This window comes from Gemelliphila asaccharolytica (assembly GCF_001553005.1).
GTDB classification, from domain to species: Bacteria; Bacillota; Bacilli; order Staphylococcales; family Gemellaceae; genus Gemelliphila; species Gemelliphila asaccharolytica.
The window spans coordinates 98,030-122,594 of record NZ_KQ959899.1; the positions used below are offsets into that span (position 1 = coordinate 98,030).

At 25.7% G+C, this 24,565-nt stretch carries 23 protein-coding genes and 2 other annotated features; of the genes, 2 read left to right on the forward strand and 21 right to left on the reverse strand.

The features are described from left to right. Window positions 1-165: 165 nt before the first annotated feature. From smpB to HMPREF1871_RS04900, 19 genes are all read right to left on the reverse strand, one after another. On the reverse strand, window positions 166-627 hold the full coding sequence (gene smpB / locus HMPREF1871_RS04815) for an SsrA-binding protein SmpB (protein WP_066130633.1): 462 nt from the start codon (window positions 625-627) through the stop codon (window positions 166-168). 2 nt (window positions 628-629) lie between these two features. Continuing rightward, window positions 630-2,780, reverse strand: coding sequence for a ribonuclease R (gene rnr / locus HMPREF1871_RS04820; RefSeq protein ID WP_066130636.1), 2,151 nt, complete (start codon window positions 2,778-2,780; stop codon window positions 630-632). A 65-nt stretch (window positions 2,781-2,845) separates the two neighbouring features. Then, window positions 2,846-3,076 (reverse strand): preprotein translocase subunit SecG, encoded by a 231-nt coding sequence (gene secG / locus HMPREF1871_RS04825; RefSeq protein WP_066130638.1) that lies wholly within the window; start codon window positions 3,074-3,076, stop codon window positions 2,846-2,848. Window positions 3,077-3,137: 61 nt separating this feature from the next. Then, window positions 3,138-4,220 (reverse strand): PIN/TRAM domain-containing protein, encoded by a 1,083-nt coding sequence (locus HMPREF1871_RS04830; protein ID WP_066130640.1) that lies wholly within the window; start codon window positions 4,218-4,220, stop codon window positions 3,138-3,140. Between the two features lie 132 nt (window positions 4,221-4,352). Beyond that, window positions 4,353-5,741, reverse strand: a complete 1,389-nt coding sequence (gene radA, locus HMPREF1871_RS04835; protein WP_066130642.1) for a DNA repair protein RadA — start codon at window positions 5,739-5,741, stop codon at window positions 4,353-4,355. Between the two features lie 3 nt (window positions 5,742-5,744). Continuing rightward, window positions 5,745-8,213, reverse strand: coding sequence for an ATP-dependent Clp protease ATP-binding subunit (locus tag HMPREF1871_RS04840; protein ID WP_066130644.1), 2,469 nt, complete (start codon window positions 8,211-8,213; stop codon window positions 5,745-5,747). Beyond that, window positions 8,213-8,728, reverse strand: coding sequence for a CtsR family transcriptional regulator (locus tag HMPREF1871_RS06475; RefSeq protein WP_066130701.1), 516 nt, complete (start codon window positions 8,726-8,728; stop codon window positions 8,213-8,215). Before HMPREF1871_RS06475 ends, HMPREF1871_RS04840 begins: the two co-directional genes overlap by 1 nt. A gap of 224 nt (window positions 8,729-8,952) precedes the next feature. After that, window positions 8,953-9,678 (reverse strand): amino acid ABC transporter ATP-binding protein, encoded by a 726-nt coding sequence (locus HMPREF1871_RS04850; RefSeq protein ID WP_066130647.1) that lies wholly within the window; start codon window positions 9,676-9,678, stop codon window positions 8,953-8,955. A 10-nt stretch (window positions 9,679-9,688) separates the two neighbouring features. After that, window positions 9,689-10,330, reverse strand: coding sequence for an amino acid ABC transporter permease (locus HMPREF1871_RS04855; protein ID WP_066130650.1), 642 nt, complete (start codon window positions 10,328-10,330; stop codon window positions 9,689-9,691). A 14-nt stretch (window positions 10,331-10,344) separates the two neighbouring features. Continuing rightward, complete coding sequence (locus HMPREF1871_RS04860) at window positions 10,345-11,166, reverse strand: transporter substrate-binding domain-containing protein (protein ID WP_066130652.1); 822 nt, start codon at window positions 11,164-11,166, stop codon at window positions 10,345-10,347. 195 nt (window positions 11,167-11,361) lie between these two features. Beyond that, window positions 11,362-11,555, reverse strand: a binding site (T-box leader). Window positions 11,556-11,648: 93 nt separating this feature from the next. Then, window positions 11,649-12,221, reverse strand: a complete 573-nt coding sequence (locus HMPREF1871_RS04865) for a beta-class carbonic anhydrase (protein ID WP_066130655.1) — start codon at window positions 12,219-12,221, stop codon at window positions 11,649-11,651. Between the two features lie 7 nt (window positions 12,222-12,228). Continuing rightward, window positions 12,229-13,497 carry a transcription termination factor Rho gene (rho, locus tag HMPREF1871_RS04870; RefSeq protein WP_066130657.1) on the reverse strand — a complete coding sequence of 423 codons (1,269 nt, stop codon included), beginning with the start codon at window positions 13,495-13,497 and terminating at the stop codon, window positions 12,229-12,231. Next, a complete protein-coding gene (locus tag HMPREF1871_RS04875; protein WP_066130659.1) occupies window positions 13,487-14,404 on the reverse strand; it encodes a DMT family transporter in 918 nt (305 codons plus the stop codon). The genes rho and HMPREF1871_RS04875 overlap by 11 nt, the downstream gene beginning before the upstream one ends. A gap of 14 nt (window positions 14,405-14,418) precedes the next feature. Then, on the reverse strand, window positions 14,419-15,753 hold the full coding sequence (locus HMPREF1871_RS04880; protein ID WP_066130661.1) for a hypothetical protein: 1,335 nt from the start codon (window positions 15,751-15,753) through the stop codon (window positions 14,419-14,421). Continuing rightward, window positions 15,743-16,543 (reverse strand): 6-phosphogluconolactonase, encoded by an 801-nt coding sequence (locus HMPREF1871_RS04885; protein WP_066130663.1) that lies wholly within the window; start codon window positions 16,541-16,543, stop codon window positions 15,743-15,745. The genes HMPREF1871_RS04880 and HMPREF1871_RS04885 overlap by 11 nt, the downstream gene beginning before the upstream one ends. 20 nt (window positions 16,544-16,563) lie before the next feature. Continuing rightward, window positions 16,564-17,259 (reverse strand): peptidoglycan editing factor PgeF, encoded by a 696-nt coding sequence (gene pgeF, locus HMPREF1871_RS04890; protein ID WP_066130665.1) that lies wholly within the window; start codon window positions 17,257-17,259, stop codon window positions 16,564-16,566. Window positions 17,260-17,435: 176 nt separating this feature from the next. After that, window positions 17,436-20,081, reverse strand: a complete 2,646-nt coding sequence (locus tag HMPREF1871_RS04895; RefSeq protein ID WP_066130667.1) for a valine--tRNA ligase — start codon at window positions 20,079-20,081, stop codon at window positions 17,436-17,438. 100 nt (window positions 20,082-20,181) lie between these two features. After that, window positions 20,182-20,394: a binding site (T-box leader), on the reverse strand. 69 nt (window positions 20,395-20,463) lie between these two features. Beyond that, window positions 20,464-20,664, reverse strand: a complete 201-nt coding sequence (locus HMPREF1871_RS06520; RefSeq protein ID WP_407919984.1) for a hypothetical protein — start codon at window positions 20,662-20,664, stop codon at window positions 20,464-20,466. Then, window positions 20,619-21,467, reverse strand: a complete 849-nt coding sequence (locus HMPREF1871_RS04900; protein ID WP_269746047.1) for an ornithine cyclodeaminase family protein — start codon at window positions 21,465-21,467, stop codon at window positions 20,619-20,621. Before HMPREF1871_RS04900 ends, HMPREF1871_RS06520 begins: the two co-directional genes overlap by 46 nt. A gap of 233 nt (window positions 21,468-21,700) precedes the next feature. On the opposite strand from HMPREF1871_RS04900, the gene yedF reads away from it, so the two are divergent. Beyond that, window positions 21,701-22,039 carry a sulfurtransferase-like selenium metabolism protein YedF gene (gene yedF / locus HMPREF1871_RS04905; RefSeq protein ID WP_066130669.1) on the forward strand — a complete coding sequence of 113 codons (339 nt, stop codon included), beginning with the start codon at window positions 21,701-21,703 and terminating at the stop codon, window positions 22,037-22,039. A 67-nt stretch (window positions 22,040-22,106) separates the two neighbouring features. Further along, complete coding sequence (locus HMPREF1871_RS06460; RefSeq protein ID WP_269746048.1) at window positions 22,107-23,294, forward strand: cobalamin-independent methionine synthase II family protein; 1,188 nt, start codon at window positions 22,107-22,109, stop codon at window positions 23,292-23,294. Between the two features lie 158 nt (window positions 23,295-23,452). Here the strand turns inward: HMPREF1871_RS06460 and rpsI are convergent, their stop codons facing one another. Together rpsI and rplM are read right to left on the reverse strand one after the other, a co-directional pair. Beyond that, window positions 23,453-23,845 carry a 30S ribosomal protein S9 gene (gene rpsI / locus HMPREF1871_RS04920; RefSeq protein WP_066130680.1) on the reverse strand — a complete coding sequence of 131 codons (393 nt, stop codon included), beginning with the start codon at window positions 23,843-23,845 and terminating at the stop codon, window positions 23,453-23,455. 18 nt (window positions 23,846-23,863) lie between these two features. Beyond that, window positions 23,864-24,301: a 50S ribosomal protein L13 gene (gene rplM, locus HMPREF1871_RS04925; RefSeq protein WP_066130682.1), complete on the reverse strand. Its 438-nt coding sequence runs from the start codon at window positions 24,299-24,301 to the stop codon at window positions 23,864-23,866. Window positions 24,302-24,565 lie beyond the last annotated feature (264 nt).

Genomic DNA, 24,565 nt, shown 5'->3' on the forward strand with positions numbered 1-24,565 from the left:
TGTTTTTACAATATTTAAAGCTTTTTCATTTTTTAAAACTTTGGTGTATAACAACAGGACTCATTTATATTGTTATGTTTATTTAATTATTTTTCTAAAAGTGGACTATAACAAATAATACAGATAAATATGTAAAAAAAAAGATAGAAATTTAAATTTTTCTATCTAATACTTTTGTTTCTCTTTCAAAATTCTTTTTATTTCTCTGTTTGCTTCTTTCTTTTTAAGAGTATTTCTTTTATCATAATTTTTTTTACCTTTAGCTATAGATATAAGTATTTTGGCATACCCTCTTTTTATATATACCTTCAGTGGTATTATACTTATACCTCTTTCTGATAGCTTTTCTGCTATAATTTTTATTTGTTTTTTCTTTAACAACAATTTTCTAACTCTAAGGGGGTCATGATTATATCTATTTCCTTCTGTGAAATGAGATATATGTATGTTGTAAGCAAAAACTTCTCCTTTTCTCACTTGACAATATGAATCTTTTAAATTTATTTTACCTTGTCTTATAGATTTTATTTCTGTTCCTGTCAAAACTATACCTGCTTCAATCGTATCCTCTATAAAATAATCATGTTTTGCTTTTTTATTATTAGAAATTATTTTTAAATCATCCATAGCTATTTTCTCTTTCTTTTCTTTATTTTTTTCGTCCTATTGATGAATTTTTCTTTATTTTTTATAATTTTAAAATCTATATTTTTTTCTTCTATGTCAACATCAATAACCTTAACTTTAACTTTATCTCCTATTTTATATATTTTACCTTTTCTTTTTCCTATTAGCAACAGTTTTTTTTCATCAAATTCGTAGTAGTCATCTGTAATGTTTTTTATGTGACAAAGACCTTCTATTGTGTTTTCTAGGGATATAAAAAGACCGAATTTTGTGACAGAAGATATTATACCTTCAAATATGCAATTCTGGTATTGTATCATATATTCACATTTTTTTATTTGTTCTACTTCTCTTTCACAATCTACTGCTCTTTTTTCACACATTGTGCTTAATTTTGCTAATTCTCCTATAGACTCATATAATTCATCTTTGTTTTTAATAATTTTTTTATTAAAAATAAATTCTCTTATCATTCTATGAACTAATAAATCTGGATATCTTCTTATTGGAGATGTGAAATGAGTATAATATTTTGATGACAGTGCAAAGTGTCCAATATTATTATTTGTATATTTTGCTTGGTTCATTGTTCTTAATAGTACTGTTGATAGCATAGTTTCTACTTTGGTATCTTTAAATTTTAACAACATATTAGCCAACATGTAAGGTTTTATTTCTTTAATATTAACATTACTTCTATATCCTAAACTAGCAGAAATATCAAAAAAATCTCTTAATTTTTCTATTTTAGGTTTTTCATGCACTCTATATATAAAAGGTAAATCTAACCAATAAAAGTGTTCTGCTACTACTTCATTTGCACTTATCATAAAATCTTCAATTAATTTTTCTGCTATTCCTCTTTCTCTTAATCTTATATCTTCAACTTCATTTTTATCATTTAAAATTATTTTAGATTCAGATTTTAAAAATTCTATCGCTCCTCTTTTTTCTCTATTTTTTCTTATTTTTTCAGATAATTTTTTTGCAGTTTTTAGCATTTCTAAGTGATTTTTATATTCAATTAATATATCTTTATCGTTACTATAAACAGAATTAACTTTGCTATACGTTAATTTTCCTTTTGATTCTATTATTGCTGGATATATTTCATAATCTTTTATTATAGCATTTTTATCAAAATCTATTTCGCAGCAAATAGTATATCTTTCTTTATTTGGATTTAATGAGCATAAATCATTAGATAATTTTCTTGGCAGCATTGGAATTACAGTATTTAACAAATAAACACTACATCCCCTGTTTATTGCTTCTTTATCAATATATGAATTTTCTTTAACATATCTACTTACATCAGCTATAAATACTTTTAAGTTATATCCATCGCTTTTTTTTATTACAGAAATTGCATCATCTAAATCTTTAGAATCTTCTCCATCTATAGTAACAACATGTTCACTTCTCAAATCTACATATGAATCATAATTTTCTACTTTTTCGGATATTTTATTTATTTCATCTATTACTTCTTTTTTAAACTCTACAGGAATTTTATGTTTATAAGCTGTAGATAATATATCAATTCCCGGGTCATCTTTATGTCCTATTGTTTTTATTATTATCCCTTTATGTAAACTATCATCAGAATTAGCAAAATCTGTTATCTCTACTATAACCTTGCTTCCATCTATTAAATTTTTAGTATATTTTTTTTCTATTTTTATATGCCTATCAATGCTATTATCATCACTTTTTACAAAAGAAAATAGCTTGGCCTTAGTTAATGTACCTACTGTATATTTTAATCCTCTTTCTAATATTTCTATTACTTTTCCTTCTAAACTGCCTTTTTTACTATAATTTTTTTCTATTATTATTTTTACTTTATCTTGAGGTAATGCAGAATTTAAATTTTCTTTTGCTATATAAACTTCTTCTGAAATATCATCACAATAGACAAAACCAAAGCCTTTTTTATTTATTTTTATTATTCCTTCTAATTTTAAAAAATTATCAAAATAAACAAATTTTTCATTTTTTAATTGGATAATAAAATTTTCTCTTGTTAATTTTTCTAAAATTTTTATTAATTTTACAAATTCTTTTCCTGTTTTTATATCTAAATATTCTTTTATCTTTTCAATATTTAGAATTTTAAATTCATAAAATATTTTTTTTAACTTTTCTTCCATTTAACCGCTCCTTAATAAAATTAAAGCCCAAAATGATAAAATTACATTTTGGGCTTTAATTATCTTTATATATTAAACCATGTAAGAGATAGTAATGATAAGAAAAATATTATTCCTAAAAATATTGTTATTCTTTGTAATACTAATTCCGCTCCTCTTACTTTCTGTTTACCAAATAATTCTTCTGCTCCACCAGTAAGACCAGATAAACCACCTGATTTACTTTCTTGTAACATCACAACTACTATAATTAAAATGCTACTTATTATTGTTAATGTCATTAAAAAAGTATGCATAATATCCTCCTATAACTTAGACAATGTTTATAATAACATATGTATTATCAAAAATCAAACTTTACACTAATTTTGTAAAAATAATTCTTCCAGATGATGTCTGAAGTACGCTTTGAACCTCTACTTCTTTGTTTTCGCCTACATATTTTTTCCCATTTTCTACTACTATCATTGTTCCATCTTCTGTATAGGCTACACCTTGGTTTGACTCTTTCCCTTCTCTTTTTATATTTACAGTAATTCTTTCTCCTGATGACAACATAGGTTTTACAGCATTTGAAAGATCATTAACATTTAAAACTTTTATTGATTGTACCGTAGCTATCCTATTTAAATTATAATCTGTTGTTATTATCGAACATTTATTTGTTTTTGCATAATTTATTATTAAATCATCAACAAGCATATGTTCTTTGTATTTATAATTACTGTCTATAATTACATCTATATCATTATTTTTTTGTAAATTTTCTATACACTCAAGTCCTAATCTTCCCTTTGCTCGTTTCAAAGGATCTTCAGAATCAGAAATTAGTTGTAATTCTTTTAATACAAATTCTGGTATTATCAACTTTCCTTCTAAAAAACCTGTATTAGATATATCTTGTATTCTAGAATCTATTAAAGCACTACTGTCTATTACTTTATTTGAAACTTTTTTTTGAATATTTAATTTTTTATCATTTTTTATTTTCTGCATATTAAATTTATTTAAAAATATATTTAATGTTTCTGTGCTCCTTCTAAATCCTATAATAAATCCTAAATATCCAAATACTATATAAAAAAGTGCAGAAATTATAGATTCTAACCATCTTATTGTCAAGATTGAATCTATTGCCGTTGTCAAAAGTGTAGCTATTAATAACCCTAATATTAATCCAATAGTTGTAAAAAGTACTTTTGATATAGGTATTTTTACTATTTTATCTTCTACAGTTTTTAAAAAAGATATCATTTTACCAGAGAATAATAAAGACATCAATACAAAAATAAGCGTAATAGAAATTATAATTATTGCTTTAAGCTTTGTTTCACTAATTAAGCTTTGTTCTGATAAATTATTAAAAACCATATTTGAAGATATTGTTCCTATAGTTATTCCTATTAAAGCAAAAATAATGATTATTATTTTTTTTAGCATATCTTCACCTCTTTTCTTAAATATTTTTTTCATTACAATTAGTATATCATGTTTTTTTATTTTTTTTTAAAAAAATTTAATAAAAACTAAAATAATAGAATTTTCTATTATTTTAGTTAAAATTAAGCTAATCTAAAATATATCACTAAAAACTTTATCTAAACATTCTGTTACATTTTTTACTGTAACAACTTCTATACCTTTTTCTTCTTCTATTATATTTTTGTTACTATAAGGTATAAATATTCTTTTAAAACCATGTTTCCTAGCTTCTTTTATTCTTTTTTCTATTCTACTAACTCTTCTTATTTCTCCTGTAAGACCCACTTCTCCAACAAAACAGTCATACATATTTATTGCTTTGTCTTTAAAGCTAGATGCTACTGCAATAATTATACCTAAATCTACTGCTGGATCTTGTATTTTAAGCCCTCCTGCAACTTTTGCATAAATATCTTGTTGTTGCAAGAGATATCCTGCTTTTTTCTCTAATACTGCCATGAGTAAAACTAATTTATTATACTCTAATCCTAATGAAATTCTTCTTGGATTATTAAATGCAGTAGGGGTTGTAAGTGACTGTATCTCTACTAATAAAGGTCTTGTACCTTCCATAGTTGATACTATTGTTGCTCCAGATAAATTTTTGCTTCTTTCTTCTAAAAATATTTGAGATGGATTAACAACGTCAACAAGTCCCTTACTTTGCATTTCAAAAATCCCTAGTTCATTAGTAGACCCAAATCTATTTTTAACACTTCTTAGTATTCTATAACTATGATTTTCTTCCCCTTCAAAGTATAAAACAGTATCCACCATATGTTCTAACATTCTTGGCCCAGCTATAGATCCTTCTTTTGTAACATGACCCACTATAAAAATAGCTATTCCCATATTTTTTGCTATTTTCATAAGTTGATGGGTACATTCTCTTACTTGTGTGACGCTTCCTGGAGAATTTTCAAGATTTGGATTATACATAGTTTGAATAGAATCTATAACTAAAAATTTAGGATTTATTTTTTTTATAATTTCATATATCATATTTAAATCTGTTTGTGAGTAAACATACAAATCATCCGTACTATTACCCATTCTATCAGCTCTTATTTTTATCTGTTTTGCTGATTCTTCACCTGATACATATAATACATTAGATTTTTCAGATAAATAATGCATTGTTTGCAACAAAATTGTAGATTTTCCTATACCGGGATCTCCTCCTATTAGTACCAATGATCCTAGAACTATTCCTCCACCTAAAACTCTATTAAATTCTTTACTACCTGTGTCTTCTCTAGGAACATCTGTTGTTGATATATCTTTTAATTTTGCTACATTCACATTATCTTTTTTTAGAAGTATTTCATTTTCAATATTTAAATCTTTTTTTCTTGTTTTTACTTCTTTAATTTCTTCAAAACTATTCCATTTACCACAGTTAGGACATTTTCCTAAATACTTAATAGTTTGATATCCACATGACATACATTCAAATTTGATTGAAATTTTACTTGGCATAAATTATTTTTCCTTTATAAAAAATTTATCTTTTTTATAGTCAATATTTATAACTCCTGACAATTCAGGATTTTTTAACACTTCTTCACTAAGCAAATCTTCTATATTTTTTTGAATACTTCTTTTAAGTGGTCTAGCTCCGTATTCTTTGACATTACCATCTTCTATTATTTTATCCATAGCTTTTTTAGACAATTTTATTGTTATATTTCTATCTTTTAATCTTTTTGATAATGAATCTATCATAAGTAAAGAAATTTTTTCTAAATCTTCTTTTTCTAGTGTCTTAAATACTACTATATCATCTATACGATTTAAAAATTCTGGTCTATATTGTTTTTTTAATGCTTCCATCATTGTTTTTTGAATATTCTTATAGTCATTTTTTATAGATTCACTTGCTGCGAATCCTACAAATTTCTGATCTTTTAATTCATTTACTCCTACATTAGAAGTCATTATTATTATTGTATTTCTAAAATCAATATGTCTTCCATTACTATCTGTTAATCTTCCATCATCTAAAACTTGTAATAGAATATTAAATATTGATGGATGAGCTTTTTCTATTTCATCAAATAATATTATAGAATATGGTTTTTGTCTAACTTTTTCTGATAATTGTCCAGCATCGTCATATCCTACATATCCAGGAGGTGCTCCTATTAGTCTACTTATAGAATGAGATTCCATATATTCGCTCATATCAATTCTTATCATATTATCTTCAGAGCCGAATAAAGCTTCAGATAAACTTTTTGCAAGTTCTGTCTTACCTACACCAGTAGGGCCTAAGAATATAAAGCTACCTATAGGTCTGTTTTTATCCTTAAATCCGCTTCTTGCTCTTCTTACAGATTTAGCCAAGCTTATTACAGCTTTTTCTTGTCCTATTACCCTTTTATGAAGAATTTTTTCTAAATTAAGTAGTTTTTCTCCCTCTGATTGAGTGATTTTTGTTATAGGAATACCTGTCCATGCTCCTATAACTTCTGCTATATGATCTTTTTTTATTTTTATTTTTTCTTTTGATAAACTATCTTGCCAAATTATTTTAAATTTTTCTATTTTGTTTATAGTTTCATTTATTTCATCACGTTTTTTGGCTGCTATTTCAAATTCTTGATTTTGTACTGCTTTATCTTTTTCTATATTAAGCTTACTTAGTTTATTTTCATATTCTTTTAATTTTTCTGGGGATTTGTAGTGACGCAATTTAACTTTTGAGCTAGCCTCATCTATCAAATCAATAGCTTTATCAGGTAAAAATCTATCTGTTATATAAACGCTACTTAATTTAACACTTGCTTCTACTGCTTCATCTGTTATTTCTACATTGTGATGTTCTTCATATTTGTGTTTTAAACCTTCTAAAATATTTATTGTATCTTCTATAGTAGGTTCTTCTACTTTTATAGGTTGAAATCTTCTTTCTAATGCTGGATCTTTTTCAAAATATTTTCTATATTCATCTGTAGTAGTAGCCCCTATCAATTGGATTTCTCCTCTTGATAATGCTGGTTTCAAAATATTAGATGCATCTGCACTTCCTTCACTTGAACCCGCTCCTATTATAGTATGAATTTCATCAATAAATAAGATTACATTTCCTGCTTCTTTTATTTCTTTTAATATATTTTTTAATCTTTCTTCAAATTCTCCTCTATATTTTGTCCCAGCTAATAAAGATCCCATATCAAGAACCAGTATTCTTTTACCTATTAAATTAGAAGGAACATTTTTAGATACTATTCTTTCTGCAAGACCCTCTACTATTGCTGTTTTCCCTACTCCGGGAGAACCGACTAAAACAGGATTATTTTTTGTTCTTCTATTTAATATCTCAATCATTCTTGTTATTTCTTTATCTCTAGATAATACAGGATCTAGTTTATTATTTGATGCTTCTTTTGTTAAATCTTTCGCTAGTGAATCTAAAAGATCTGTTCTAGGTAAAACTTCTTGTTCTTCTTCTATGTTTCTGAATGAATCGTATAATTTAGAAAATAAACCTTGATTTTCTTTTAATGTTACTTCTAATTCATCTATTATAAGCTGTATATCTACATTCAAAATATTTTTTAAAATTTTTACTGCTGTTGTTTCTTGTTGATTTAATAACGATAACAAAAGATGTTCACTTGCGACTGCAAAACTTCTGTTTTTGTCAGCATAAGACTGACTTTTTTCTATAACATTTATTGCTCCTGTTGTATAGTCTATTCTTTTCATTATATTGTTAAAAAAATCTGTACCTTTTAATTCTACTTCATAGAATTTTTTAACTTCTTCTTTAAAGTTATTATAGGTTATGTTGTGTTTATTTAAAATTTTTATAGCCAAATTATTTTTAATATTTAAAATTCCCAATAATAAATGTTCTGTTCCTACTGCCTTTAACCCTAAATTTTTTGATTCTTCTTTTGCGTTAGTTAAGACAATTAATGCAGATTCACTAAATCTTATATACATTACTTTTTCTCCTTAGCATATTTAATATTAGATAAAAAATTAAGAAAAAACTCTTTTATATTATTTGTCATTATTTTTTCCAAAAAGAGAATTTCTTTTTCATTATTTTTAAGCTCTTTTACTGTTTCTATAAAATTTTTCTTTATTGTTAATAATGAATTATTAATTATTAAATAATCAAAATAGTTAATATATTTTTTTGTTTTTAAAATTTTTATAATCTTTTCATAATCTATTTCTTTCGCATTTAACTGCTTGATTTCTTCAATTAGAAAATCTATATAGCCATAATCGTCATTTAGAGTGATTTTAGTTATTCTTACGAAACCTCCCCCTCCTCTTTTACTTTCTATTATAAATCCATGTGCTTTTGAAAATCTTGTTTTTATAACATAATTTAATTGAGAAGGGACACAATCAAATTTTTCTGCTAAATTACTTCTTTTTATTATTATAAAATCTTCTTTTGATTCAGATAGTAATTTTTTTATATATTCTTCGATTATATCAGTCATATTATTTTCTTTCACTAATATCACCTCCTCATACTGACTAAAATTGACTTTTAACAAATTATACTATAAATTTTATTATTTTTCAAACTAAATTATTTTTTACTATTATATTTTATATTTATTCTAAATAATAAAAAAACTTATGTGTATTTTAAATTTATCTTTTATTTGGAATAAAATAAAATATACATAAGTTTTTTAACTTTAAAACAATTTAATTTTTTTTATAATACTTTGCTTAAAAATATTTTTGTTCTTTCTTCTTTTGGATTATTAAATAATTCTTCTGGTTTGCCTTCTTCAAGGATAATTCCAGAATCCATAAATAAAACTTTATCAGCTACTTCTTTTGCAAATCCCATCTCATGAGTTACTATAATCATTGTTAATCCTTCTAATGATAATTCTTTTATAACATCTAATACCTCATTTACCATCTCAGGATCTAACGCACTGGTAGGTTCGTCAAATAGTAAGACTTCTGGTTCATTTGCTAATGCTCTAGCTATAGCTACACGTTGTTTTTGCCCTCCTGATAGAGAATTAGGGTACGCATCTTTTTTATCAGATAAACCTACTCTTTTTAGTAATTTAATAGCTTTTTTTCTCAAATTCTCTTCTGTATCTAATTTTAATGTTTTCGGAGCTAATATAATATTTTCTAAAACTGACATATTATTAAATAAATTAAAATTTTGAAATACCATTCCTACTTTACTTCTTAATTTATTCACATCATAACTGGCATCCATTATATTTTTTCCATGATATAATATTTCTCCTGATGTCGGATGTTCTAATAAATTGATACATCTTAATGCTGTAGATTTACCACTACCACTAGAACCTACTATTACAACTTTTTCTCCTTTATTTACAGTAAAATTTATACCTTTCAGAACTTCATTATCTTTAAAATTTTTTTTCAAATTTTTTACTTCTATTAGCATAATTATCCCCCTATTTTTCTAATTTTCTCTCTAATGTTTTTATAATTTGTGATAAAACTGTTGTTATTATAAAGTATATTGCTGCTGCAACTAAATATGGTCCAAACGTTTCATATGTGGCATTTTTTATTGCATTTGCTGCAAACATTATATCAGCTACACCTACAAAATATACTATTGATGATTCTTTTACTAAAGATATAAATTCATTTCCTAATGCTGGTAAACAATTTTTAAAGGCTTGTGGTAATACTATCAATTTCATAGTTTGACCATAACTTAGTCCCAATGAACGTCCCGCTTCCATTTGTCCTTTATCTATAGCGTTAACTCCAGCTCTAAAAATCTCACTTACATAAGCTGCAGAGTTTATAGATAAAGCTACTACTGCTGCAACAAAAGGAGATAATAATATACCTATTTCTGGTAAAGCAAAATATATAATCATGATTTGTACTAATATTGGTGTATTTCTTATAATTTCTACATATATAGTAGCTAACCATTTAAATATTTTTATAGTTCCAATCTTACAAACACATAAAATTATTCCAAAAATTAATCCTATTAATAATGCTATTAATGAAACCGATAAAGTTACCTTTGTAGCATCTATAAACATTCCATTATATTCTGATAAAAAATTAAACATTTTATTATTCTCCTTTATTTTAATTCTTGATATTCAGCTGCTAATGTAGCATATTTCTCTAATTCATTTTCAAATATTTTTTCTGAATATTGTTTATTTACTACTTTATTTATTTTTTCTATTAAATCTTTGTTGTTTCCTTTTCTAAATGCAACTGCCATTCCTTCTGCTTCAGCATCTTTTTCAAATTTAAAATTACTAAATATTAAGCTTTTTTCTTTGTGTAAAGCTATTTTACTAACATCTTCAGCTAAAAATGCTGCATCTATATTTTTATTTTTTAAATCTTGTATTACACTAGGTACATCTGCTAATGATTGAAGATTTTCTCTTGGAATATTAATTTCTTCTAGTAAAAATTTTTCTTGAACAGCTCCTTTTTGAACTCCTATTTTCATTTTTTTTACGTCTTCTATTGATTTAATATCTTCTCTATCATTATTTATTAAAAATGCACTACCACCTGCAAAATATATATCAGAAAAATCTACTACTTTTCTTCTCTTTTCATTAGGGTTCATACCTGATATAACCATGTCTACTCTACCTGACGATAAAGCTGGTAATAGGGCATCAAATGACAATTGAACTATCTCTAGTTTTACTCCTAACTCTTTTGCTATTTCTTCTGCTAGTTGAATATCTGCTCCAACCACTTCTACTTTTCCATCTTTTGCTAAATAAAATTCATATGGTGCGTAGTCTGGAGCGACTCCTAAACTAATTTTCCCTCTTTCTTTAATACTATCTAATTGATTTACATCTTTTTTGTTTCCACAACCTGTTGTAGTTAGTAATAGTAAAAAAGATATCAATATTATACATATTTTTTTCATTTATACCTCCTGATCCTCGTTGAAAATTTGTAATTTATAAAAAAAATAACGCCTCTTTGAAATGAAATTTTCAAAGAGACGAAATATCCGCGTTACCACTCTTATTGATATATTTTTATACAATAATTATAAATGCAATAAATAATAATTATAACTATAAAAAAAACACCGATACTTCGTTAAATCTTAAAGATTTAAAGAGACGAAATATCCGCGTTACCACTCTTATTGATATAATAATATATCCACTCAAATTCTTTAAGGCAGAAATACCAATTTTTTTAAAATTAACTCCAAAGTACGTTCGTATATAATTAATATCAACCTTGCACCGTCGTCGACTCGCTATAATTAAATTATATATTACTTTTCTTCTTCAACGTTTATATTATTTTTATGTTTAAGAGTTTACTACTTATAATTTATTTTGTCAAGTATTTTTTGAAATTTTTTTTAAAAATATAAAATATATTTTTTATATCCTATTGATTATCATCATAACCATTTTTTATAACTGTCAGTTCACCGTTTGTTGGATCAATTACCAATCCATGAACGCTAACTTCGTTTGGTAATAAAGGATGATTTTTTATTAACTTAACATCGTGTTCTACACTATCATTTACATTATCAAAACCATGAAGCCATTCATTTAAATTTATTCCTGAATATTTTAAAACATTTAAAGTGTCTTCAGACACTCCTCTTTCCCTTATAGCTTTTATCAAATCATTTGTGTTTATATTTTGCATTCCACAATCCTTATGCCCCATAACTATTATTTCTTTAGCTTTTAAAGAATATACCGCTATAATCAAACTTCTCATAACAGAATCATAAGGATGACTTAGTATTGCCCCTGCATTTTTTATGATTTTTACATCGCCTGTTGAAAAATTAAGTGCTTTTGTGGCTAATTCTACCAAACGGGTGTCCATACAGGTCAAAATAACAACCTCTTTACTTGGATATTTATCTTCTGTTTGATACTTTTCATAGTATTTATTATTTACAAATTTTTTATTATAATCTAATATTTCGTATAATAATTTCATATAACCTCTATTTTCTTATATTTTTTTTCATCTCTATTACATATTCTCTATTAGAATCATACTTTCTTAAATATTTTGATATTCCAATAATTGGATCACTTATATCTGAAAGTTTATCTCTTGTTTGTTGCATAACTTCTAATTCATCTTTTGTTAAAAGTAATTCTTCTTTTCTTGTTGAAGTTTTCAAAAAATCTATAGCTGGATATATTCTTTTTTTTGATAATTCAGGAGACAATACAAGTTCCATATTTCCTGTTCCTTTAAACTCTTCAAATATTAAATCATCCATTCTTGACCCAGTTTCTATAAGTGCTGTTGCTATAATAGTCAAACTTCCTCCTCCTTCTACATTTCTTGCAGCTCCAAAAAATGATTTTGGTTTATGAAGGCTGTAAGGGTCAATCCCCCCAGATAATACTTTTCCACTGCTAGGAGATATTATATTATATGCTCTTGCAAGTCTAGTTATACTATCCATGAGAATAATTACATCTTGACCTAACTCAACACATCTTTTTGCGTACTCTATAACTAATTCTGCTACTTTTACGTGATTTTCTGGTTTCTTATCAAAGGTAGAACTTACAACTTCTGCTCCTGCTACTGATCTTTCCATATCAGTCACCTCTTCTGGTCGTTCATCAATCAACAGTATTATTAATTTTTTATCTGGATAATTTTTAGAAATTGCATTAGCAATTTCTTTAATAAGAGTTGTTTTCCCCACTTTTGGTGGTGCTACTATAAGACCTCTTTGCCCGAATCCTATTGGGGATAAAAGATCTATAAGTCTAGTAGAAAGCTTTTCTTTTGTAGTTTCTAAAACTATTTTTTTATTTGGATATATTGGTGTTAGTGCTTGAAAATGAGTACGGGATTTTACTTCTTCAGCGTTCACTCCATTTATAAAATCTACTTGTAGCAAACCATAATATCTTTCATTTTCTTTAGGTTTTCTTACTTTCCCTGTTACCTTATCGCCCTTTTTTAATTCAAACCTTCTTATTTGTGAACTTGATATATAAATATCAACTTCTCCTTTACTAAAATTAACAGTCCTCAAAAATCCATATCCTTGTTCCGGATGAATATCATCTAAAACTCCTGTTAAAAAATAATTCCCCTCATTTTCCATTTCTTTTTCTAATATAGATAAAACTAATTCTTTTTTATTTAATGTTGAATATCTACTAACACCCAACTTTTTTGCTTGTAATGTCAACTCCTTGGTCGTCATACTATTATATAAATCATCAAAACTTTTATAAATCATTTTTTCTCCTACTTGCTCTTATATTCAGTATAAAAACTGATGCTAAAATAAATAATACACCTATAAAATCGTAAACAGTTAAATTTGCTTCTAATAATAAATATGAAAAAATAATAGCAGCTATTGGTTCAAAACAAGCTATTATACTTCCCTTTATTGCCCCTATTTTTTGCACACCTTCAAGATAAAATGAAAAAGATAAAATAGTACCAAAAATAACAACTCCTAAAAAAGCAAAAAAATCTAATAATGTAAAATTTTTTGGTAAATAAAAATTAAAAGTTCCAAATTCGCTAACTATTCCAGCTATAAAAAATCCCCATGCTACAACTAATATTGCTCCATATTTTTTTATAAGTCCTAAAGATAGCACGCTATATAATGCTAGTCCAAAAGCTGAAAAAATGCCCCAAAATATTCCTATTAAGGACACTTGAATATTCTTAATATCACAATGTGTCGCTATTATTATAGTTCCTAAAAAAGAAAACAATATTGCTATAATCTCATTAAATGATGGAAATCTTTTTTTAAAAATACAATAATAACACATTATTATAGTTGGACCTATATATTGTAAAATGGTTGCTGTAGGAGCATTTGTATATTTTACTGATAAAAAATATGTAGCTTGACATACTAAAAGACCTAAAAAAGAAAATTTTAATAAAGAAAATACATCTCTCTTATTTTTGTATATTAAAAAAATTTTATTTTTATTTTTTAAATACAAATAAAAAATCATAATCAGCCCAGAAAAAAATATTCTGTTTGTTATTACCCAACTTGAATTAATCTTAGAAATATTAAGTAAGTATTCTCCTAAAACTCCACTAAGTCCCCATAATGAAGCTCCGATAAATGTATAAGTAATTCCCAAAACATTATTTGTTAATAATTTTTTCATTATAGCCTCTGTTTTTATTTAAATAATTTCAAATTTTTATCAACTATTTTATCACTTGTTTCTTTTATCTTTTCGTAATTTTCATCTTCATCTACAAATACAGAAGAAAATAAAGTGATTATTTTGTCGAAAGCCACCATCATGTTACCACAAGTATAAAAATTAGATTCAAATTTATGATTTATAAATCCAAAAGGATAGTACCAAAAACCATAACCAATATTTTCCTTTTCTTTTAAAAATTCTTCTGTTTCTTTAATAGGATGTCCCTTTATTATAGTTATAGGATATAAAAGACTTAATTTTTTAATATCTTCATTTATTCCTTTTGTTTTTGTTTTAAATACAGAATATATATCTAAGTTTTTTCCTATTAAAATTTTTTCTTTTTCTAATGTGAAAAATGATTCTGTTTTTTCTTCAAGACGTAATTTAAAATCTTTTTCTATATCATCTTCTTTGAAATCTATATAATTAAAACCATTAAATAAATTTTCTTTTTGGAGATACAAATATAATTTCAAAAATTCCAAATCTGAAGAAAACGAAAGCAATGGATTACTAGTAATGAACATACTTTTTTTAGATTCATATGCTATGAAATATAAGTTTTTTTCCATAAAATACTTCATAATAGCTGGTAAAAAAACTTTACTTTCTACTACAAGTTGATCTTTCCTTGATAAAGCTATTCTTTTAAAATTTTTATTTTTTATTTTTTCTAATGCTGATTTAATGTTATCTTCTAAAATTTCTGGATAAATTTCTCTAACTTGATCAAGTTTTGTTTCTTCTAAAGGCAAATATTCTTTATTTTTTATTCTTTCTAAAAAAGATATTCTTTCATGCCAAATTTCAGAAAAATCTTTTTCTACTTCTTTTTTAAAAAATAAAGTAAAAAGTATTTCTTTTTCTTCAAAAACAGCTAAAATATTTGGTATTTTAAAAGTTGTATCACTAAAATCTATCCACTCTTGATAATTTTTATTATCTCCACTTGAAACTCCACCATAAATTCCAAAGTAATCATTTGTAAAATCATCTATCTTTATTTGAGTAGTTTGTGACATTACATTTTGAAATTCTAAAACAACGCTATTATTGTTATAATTTGTTAAAAAATCATTAGTATCTAAACTAAAATTATAACAATTTCCTATACCTACTATAACATTTTTCTTATCTGGAGTTTTTAAAGCAAATCTCTCTCCAATATTCTTATGAAATAGTGTTAAGAAATCATAAGGTTCAACTATTTTCTCTATTTTAAAACTAACTGCTATAAAATTTTTAAATATCTTATCTGAAAAATCATAATCTTTTATATGTCTATAATCATTAATTTCCATAATTTTCTTTTAACCTTAGCTCTGATTTCCTTTTTTCTTCTAATTCTTTTTTTCTTTTTCTTTCTTTCATCATTTTATCTACTTCTATTTCTGTTTTATAAGAAGCATTTTTGTCAGTAAAAATAACTAAATTTTTATGTTTTTTTATTAAAGTTAAAATACTTTTATCTTCTTCTTCATCAAATAATTTTTTTACATAATCTTTTTTGTCTTCTCCTATAGCTATTAGAAATATATTATTAGCTTTCATAATACAATCATAACCTATAGTAATTATCTTATCACTTTTAGCATCAATATTATATTTTCTTTTTATCTCTTGTTTTTTTTCTTTAGAAATTTTAAATAAATGCACATCCTCATTTTCTTTTGTAACCTCATTATAATTTAAAATATAACCGTTTTTATCTAAAAAAATAAGTGCTACATCTATTTTATTATCATCTATTATTTCCTTATATTTATTGATATCTTTTTCGTTTATATATTCTGGCGAGAAAATATTTTTATAATCTACATCCAAAGGTTTATAAAAATTTCTCTTCATAATTCTATAAAAACCAACATCTTCTTCTTTTTCTATACCAGATATTTCTTTTTGTCCAAGGAAAATAATGTGTTTGTAACTATATTTACCATTTTTATGTTCTTCTATTATTCTTTTAGAAAATTGAGTATCTAATATTTTTTCTGAAAATGAAAAAACTGCTCCTGGTTCTATATATTTTTCTAATTCATCATATACTCTATTAAATACTGATTGTTCTGTATTACACACTATATATTTCATAAATTATTTTTCCTTTTTTTTTATTTTAATTCAATTATTGTTGCAATTCTTTTATCTGTTTTTTTATCTTTTCTATATGAATAAAATTTATCGTTATTCCTTACTGTACAAAGCTTACTGCTTTTTATATTTTTTTCTAAAATGCCTGATTTCAATAAATTTTCTTTGTTTATTTTTTCAAGATTCAAATAATATTTTTTATTAATTACCTTAAAATAATCTTGTATATTAAATTTTCTAAATTTTTCTATTAATTCTAATGAAACTTCATAGTTATCTTGTCTGATATGTGGTGCAAAAAATACATTAATATTTTCTCTTTTGCAATTATACTTATTTAGCATTTTTTCTACCACTTTTTTTGCTATTTCACTATAAGTACCTCTCCAGCCTGCGTGAGCTAAAGCAACAACTTTATTAATTTTATCATAAAAAATAATCGGTACACAATCAGCCGTAAAAATTACTATTGGTATATTCTTATCATTAGTAATAATGCCATCAGCTTCTGTTAATATTTGAATATTGTGTTTTGTTACTTCTTTTATTAAATTTGAATGAATTTGTTTTACATAAGATAAATATTCTACATGATATCCATGTTTTTTTAAAATATTTTTCAATTTTAAAATATTCTTACCATCTACATCTCTCTTAGTAAATGAAAATCTTATTTTTTCATCTTCATATAAGTATAAACAATCTTTTTCTTCCATAATTACCTCTTTATCTGATTATTATTATACTATTAAAAATGAGAAATTAAAACTAAAAATATCAAATTATCCCTAGATTGATATTCTATGTTTTCAAAAATAAAAAGCTAATATTTAAAATTAAATAATAGAAATTTACTAAAATATAAATTTTAAAATTAGCTTTATTTTTTATTTTATAGATTATTCAAAACTTTTATTCTATCTTTTACTATTTGATATTTATTAATATAATTTTTTTCCTTATCTTTTTCTTTATCTACTATTTCTTTAGGTGCAGAAGATACAAATTTTTTATTATTAAGTTTTTTAGATACTCTATCAATTTCTTTTTGATATTTTTCTAATTCTTTTTCTAATCTTTCTTTTTCTTTTTCTATATCTATTAAATCTGCTAAAGAAACATATATTTCTAAATCATCTAACACTCTGCTTATGTCCGTTTTAAGTATTTTTATTTCTTTTTCTATTATTAATTTACTTGGTTTTGCAAATCTTTCTAGATAAAGTTTTCCTTCAAGGAGTGTATTTTTTATTTCCTCATTTTCATATTTTATTTTTATAGGAATTTCTCTGGACATAGGTGCATTTACTTCACTTCTTATATTACGTACAGCTATGATTACTTCTTGAATAAGCTTCATTTTATCTGTTTCTTCTTCGAAAATTAGATTTTCTTCTATTTTTGGAAATTTACTTGTTACTATACTTTCTTCTGTATGAGGCAGATGAGAATATATTTCTTCTGTTACAAATGGCATAAATGGATGTAACATTTTTAGTGAACCTTCAAGTACATAAACAAGTACAGATTGTGCTGTTTTTTTTGTTTCTTGATTTTCAGAATTTAGTGATATTTTTGCAGTTTCTATATACCAAGAACAATATTCTTCCCAGATAAAATTATATAGAATACGTGATGCTTCGCCAAATTCATATTTTTCTAGCAATCTTTCATAATCTTTAATTGTTTTTTCATATTTAGTAAGAATATATTTATCTGCAAGTGATAAGTTTTTAATTTTATTAATTTCTAAATCATCAAATTTAAAATCCTCTAAATTCATTATTACAAAACGAGATGCATTCCATATTTTATTAATATAATTCCATGATGATTCAATTTTTTCAGTTGAATAACGTAGGTCTTGCCCTGGTGTAGAATTTGTTGCTAAAAAATATCTAAGGCTATCGGCACCATATTTTTCTATTACTTCCATAGGATCAACACCATTTCCTAAAGATTTACTCATTTTTCTTCCTTTTTCATCACGTACTAAACCATGAATTAGAGTATCTTTAAAGGGTCTTTTTTGAGTGAATTCTAATCCTTGAAAAATCATTCTTGATACCCAGAAGAAAATTATATCATACCCTGTAACTAAACAATCTGTAGGATAATATCTAATTAAATCTTCTTTTTTAGTATCAGGCCACCCTAAAGTTGAAAATGGCCACAATGCTGATGAATACCAAGTATCAAGTACGTCTTCATCTTGGACATAATTTTCTATATCTTTTGGTGGTTTTACATCAACATATATTTCACCAGTTTTCTTATGATACCATGCTGGAATTCTATGTCCCCACCAAAGTTGTCTAGAAATACACCAATCTTGAACATTTTCCATCCAAGTTGTGAATGTAGATTCAAATCTATTAGGATAAAAATTAACTTTATTTTCTATATTTTTTTGATTTTCTAATGATTTTTCTGCTAATGGCTTCATTTTAACAAACCATTGTTTAGAAAGGTATGGCTCTACTATTACTCCACTTCTTTCAGAATGTCCTACAGAGTGGATATGTTTTTTTATTTTAAAACAAATTCCTTCTTTTTGAAGGTCTGCAATAAGTTTTTTTCTACAAGTAAATCTATCTAATCCACTATATTTACCTGCTTTGTCGTTCATTATTGCTTCTTCATCCATTACTACTATTCTTTCAAGATTGTGTCTATTTCCTACTTCAAAATCGTTAGGGTCGTGTGCTGGAGTTATTTTTACTACCCCACTACCAAAGTCTTTTTCTACATATTTATCAGCAATTACGGGAATCTCTTTATTTAATACTGGTAAAATTACTTTTTTCCCTACATAATCTTTATATCTCTCATCATCTGGATGTACTGCAACTGCGGTATCTCCAAATAGTGTTTCCGGTCTTGTCGTAGCTATCTCAAGATATTTACCACTTCCATCTGCTAAAAAATATTTAAGGTGATAAAAAGCTCCTTCTACATCTTTATATATAACTTCTATATTTGATAAAGCTGTACGTTGAGCTGGATCCCAATTTATAATTCTCTCTCCTCTATATATTATTCCTTTTTTATAGTGGTCAACAAATATTTTAGTTACAGCATCATTAAGTCCTTTATCTAGTGTAAATCTTTCTCTTGAATAGTCTAGTCCTAACCCTAGTTTAGCCCACTGACTTCTGATGTAAGAAGCATATTCTTCTTTCCATTCCCAAGCTTTTTTTAAAAATTTTTCTCGTCCCAAATCATAACGAGAAATACCTTCTTCTCTTAATTTTTTTTCTACTTTAGCTTGGGTAGAAATTCCTGCATGATCCATACCAGGTAAGTAAAGCACATCATATCCTTTTAATCTCTTATATCTTGTTAAAATGTCTTGAAGTGTTGTATCCCAAGCGTGACCTATATGTAATTTACCTGTTACATTTGGTGGTGGTATTACAATTGTATATGGTTGTTTTTTACTTTTATTATTAGCTTTGAATACTTCTTTTTCTAACCACCAGCTATATCTTTTACTTTCTACTTCTTTTGGATTATATTTTGCACCCATTTTTATCATAAAATTACCTCCTAGTATAAAATATAAAAAAAGCCCTAGTTTATTAACTAGGGTTACTACTATATATTAACTTGATACTAAATAACTTTAATGCAGTACCCTAAAGGACGAAAATATCCGTGGTACCACCTTTATTTCTAACATTAACATATTAGCTCATTTAAGATTATCGCTCTATTACGTCTAAGACTTATTTTTTATCTTAGATGCTCACCGGCTACTTCGAATGATAGCTTAGAAGAAATCTCTCATCAATGATTTCCTTTCTGTATTCGGTACGCTATTATTCTACTTATCGGCTCATCGCATTTATTTATTAAATGTAATAATTATTATATTATATTTTAACCTATTTTTCAAGTTTAAAATAATTTTTTATAACTTAAAATTTAATTTCTTTTCCTATTTTTTCTTTTTTTGCTTTATCATAAATAAATTTGGCTGTTACTAAATCAAGAACTGCACTTCCTACTGTTTTAAAAACTGTAATTTCATCCCTATCTTCTCTTGAACTTATCTTTTTATTAATTAAACTTCCTAATTCTCCTGTAAATTTACTTTCATCATTTTCCCATTTTTTAATGGATTTATAATATCTCCAGCCTCTGACAGTACCCCATCACTTGTGTCAAAATAAATTTTATCTGCATTAATTATTAATTCTTCTGGAAGTTCTATCATTTCCTTTGTATATGACCCTATTCCATTGATATGAGTTCCTTTTTTTACATAGTTAAAATTAAAAGTTGGAGTTTTACTGGTAGTTACAGTAGTAACTATATCTGATTTACTTACTGCTTCATCCACATTATTAGAAATAACAATTTCTAAATTATAATTATCTTTATATTCTTTTAAATAATTTTCAATTTTTTCTTTTAACTTATTTGCTCTTTCTTTATTAAAATTAAAAATATATAACTTTTCTAACTTTCTAACTTCTATCATAGCAACTACTTGCATAAAGGATTGACCTCCTGCTCCAATAATTGTTGCTACTTTAGCGTCCTCATTAGAAAGCATTTTAGTCGCAAGACCTTGAAGAGCAGCAGTCCTCAAAGCAGTCAAATAAGTTCCATCCAATATAGAACACACTACTCCCGTTTTACTATCTACCAAAACCATAGTTGCAGGAACTACTGGTAAATTATTTTTAGCATTATCAGGATATACAGAAACTATTTTTAAACCACTACTTTCTACTTCACCAAAAGTGTTACCACTCATATATAAGACTTCTCCATTATTTTTTTCATCTCTTATATTAGTTCTAAGTGGAATAAAAGTTTTATTATTAGAATACATTGATAAAGCTTTCTCACTTGCAACTATAGCATCTTTCATATTAAAAAAACTTACTATATCTTCTTTAGTTAATATTAACAAAAAAATCCCTCCTTTTTATGTTATTTTAAAACCTAACACCCTTAAGGTCAAGTATTTATAAAGCAAAATATAATAAATTTTTATTATTTATAACTTTAAAACTTTAATAAAAATATAGGTTTTTTTTTGAAAATTTAGAATATTCCTCAACTTTAAGTAAGCGATTGACAAAAAATATTTTTTTTGATAACATTTTCATAGGGAGATAATATTTATATTAAGGAGTAATAAATATGTCAAAATATGAAATTGTTATTAAAAGCACATCTATGGGGGTAGGAGAAAAAGAACTATCTGAAAATTTACTAAAAGGGTTTATTCACACTCTTACAACAAAAGAAACTTTACCTGAACATATAATTTTTTATGGAGAAGGAGTAAAACTTGCAGCTAAAGGTTCTCAAGTTTTATCTGACCTTAAAGAACTAAAAGCAAAAGGTGTTGAAATTCTTTCTTGCGGTATATGTTTAGACTACTATGAATTAGATGAATACCTTGAAGTTGGTAAAGTTACTACTATGGGTGAAGTAGTTGATATTTTATATAGTGGAAATATAATTATAGAACCATAAAATTAGTTTATTAAATTAGTAAGAGAGTTTTTTAAAAAACTCTCTTTTTTTTAAGAAAGGAAATACGATGAAAGATATAAAACCTTTTGCTACCACCTTAGTAGGTAGTATGCCAAGAAGTAAAGAACTGTTAGAATTAAAGGAAAAATTAAAAACTAATCCTAATTTAAAAGAAGATTTTGAAAAAAAAGTATTTGAAGAAACAAAAAAAGTTATTAAACTTTTAGACAAAGTAGGAATTGATATAGTTGTAAGTGGAGAATTATCAAGAGATAATTACATGGGATATATAGCTGAAAAAGTAGATGGAATAAATCTTTTAACAACTGACGAAATAAAAGAATTATTACCTGACGATTCTGCGTTTAAAAAAAGTTTAGAAGAAATGGATGCTAGTGAAAATATCATGAAAAGTCCTGTTTGTGTTGGAAAAATAAACACAGATACTCCTCTAAATATTAAAGAAGTAGAGAATATTAAAAAACTAACAAATAAACCTTTTAAAATAACATTACCTAGTCCCTATTTATTAACAAGAACAATGTGGGTAAAAGAGGTTACTGGAAAAATATATGATAATCGTGCTGCTTTAGGAGAGGATGTTGTTAAACTACTGATTAATGAAATAAAAAGACTTTCTTCTCTTGGCGTTAAGGTAATACAAATAGATGAACCTATTTTATCGGAAGTTGTTTTTACAAAAGAATGTGAAGATACATCTTTTTATTGAGGTGCTTTATCTGAAAAAGTCAAGGTTGACCGAGAATTAAGATTTGCAAAAAAACTTTTAACTCCTATTTTTGATGAATTAAAAAAATATGATGATATTATTAGTGCATTACATGTTTGTAGGGGGAATTGGACTCGTGATGAAAGTGTACTTTTACAAGGACCATATGACAGGCTAACGAGTGTTTTTGAATCAATAGGTGCTGATTTATTAACATTAGAATTTTCAACTCCAAGGGCAGGAGAAGTAGAAAAATTATTTGATAATAATTTCTTAGACAAAAAAATAGCATTAGGTTTAGGCTGTATAAATCCAAGAACAAGTGAAATAGAAAATGTGGAAAAAATTATTAAACTAGCTGAAGATGCTCTGCAATATTTACCACCAGAAAAAATACTTCTAAATCCTGATTGTGGTTTTTCTACATTTAGCCAAAGACCTCTAAACCCTTATGATATTATAGAAAAAAAATTACAAGTTATGGTACAAGCAAGTAAAAAATTAAGAGAAATATATTGCGACTAAAAATAGCTTTAAAGAATTTTTGATGTGTACCCTCTTTACTGGACAAACCAGTAAGTAGGGTATTTTTATGCGATATAGTTATGAATTCAAAAAAGAATGCGTAGAACTATACAAAATAAAAAAAGATACAAGAAACCTTGTATCTTTCAAAAATAAAATTATCGTTTTGAAAATTGTGGAGCACGTCTTGCACCTTTAAGACCGTATTTTTTACGTTCTTTCATACGTGGATCACGTGTTAATAGTCCAACTGGTTTTAAATCTTTACGATAATCTGGGTTTACTTCTAATAAAGCACGAGCTATACCATGTCTTATAGCTTGAGCTTGTCCTGTATAACCTCCACCATGAACATTTACTAATATATCATAGTTTCCTGTAGTTGATGTTTTTTGTAATGGTTGCATTAAATCTAATACTAAAGATTCTAATGGTAAGTAATCACGCATTTCTCTATTATTTATAGTTACTTTCCCTGTTCCTGGTACTAGTCTTACACGTGCTACTGAACTTTTACGGCGTCCTGTCCCGCGATATTCTACTTGTGCCATTTAATATTTTCCTCCTAATTATCCACGTAATTCATATTTTTCTGGTTTTTGTGCTGCATGTGGATGATTTTCTCCACTATATACATGTAATTTCATTCCTTGAGCTCTTCCTAAACTATTTTTTGGTAACATACCTTTTATAGATAATTCTAATAGCTCTTCTGGATATTTTTCTACCATAAGTCCAGCAGTTCTTTCTTTTAAACCACCTGGGTGCATTGTGTGTTTACGATAAATTTTATTAGTTAATTTTTTACCAGTTAACACAATTTTTTCAGCATTTATAATTATAACATTATCCCCAGTATCAATATGTGGTGTATAAGTAGGTTTATGTTTCCCTCTTAGTATTGATGCTACTTCTGATGATAAACGTCCTAAAGTTTGATCTTTAGCATCTATCAAATACCATTTTTTTTCTACAGTTGATGGCTTTGCCATATAAGTTTGACGCATGTCAATTCCTCCTAAGATGTTGTTATTTAATCTGTCGTAACGACTAAGTTTCCGGGGCTTACTCGTGAAGATATAAACAATATCACTGTTTATATTAAACTATTTTATCTTTATTGTCAATAATTTAGGTGTATTTTAATCTTAATTATAAAATTTTGGTTCTTTGTCAATAATATAAGAAAAAAATTTTAGAAAAGTAAGTTTTTATCTTTTTATCAAATTTTCTTTATTTTTTATGAAAATTTATAATATAAAAATTCTGAT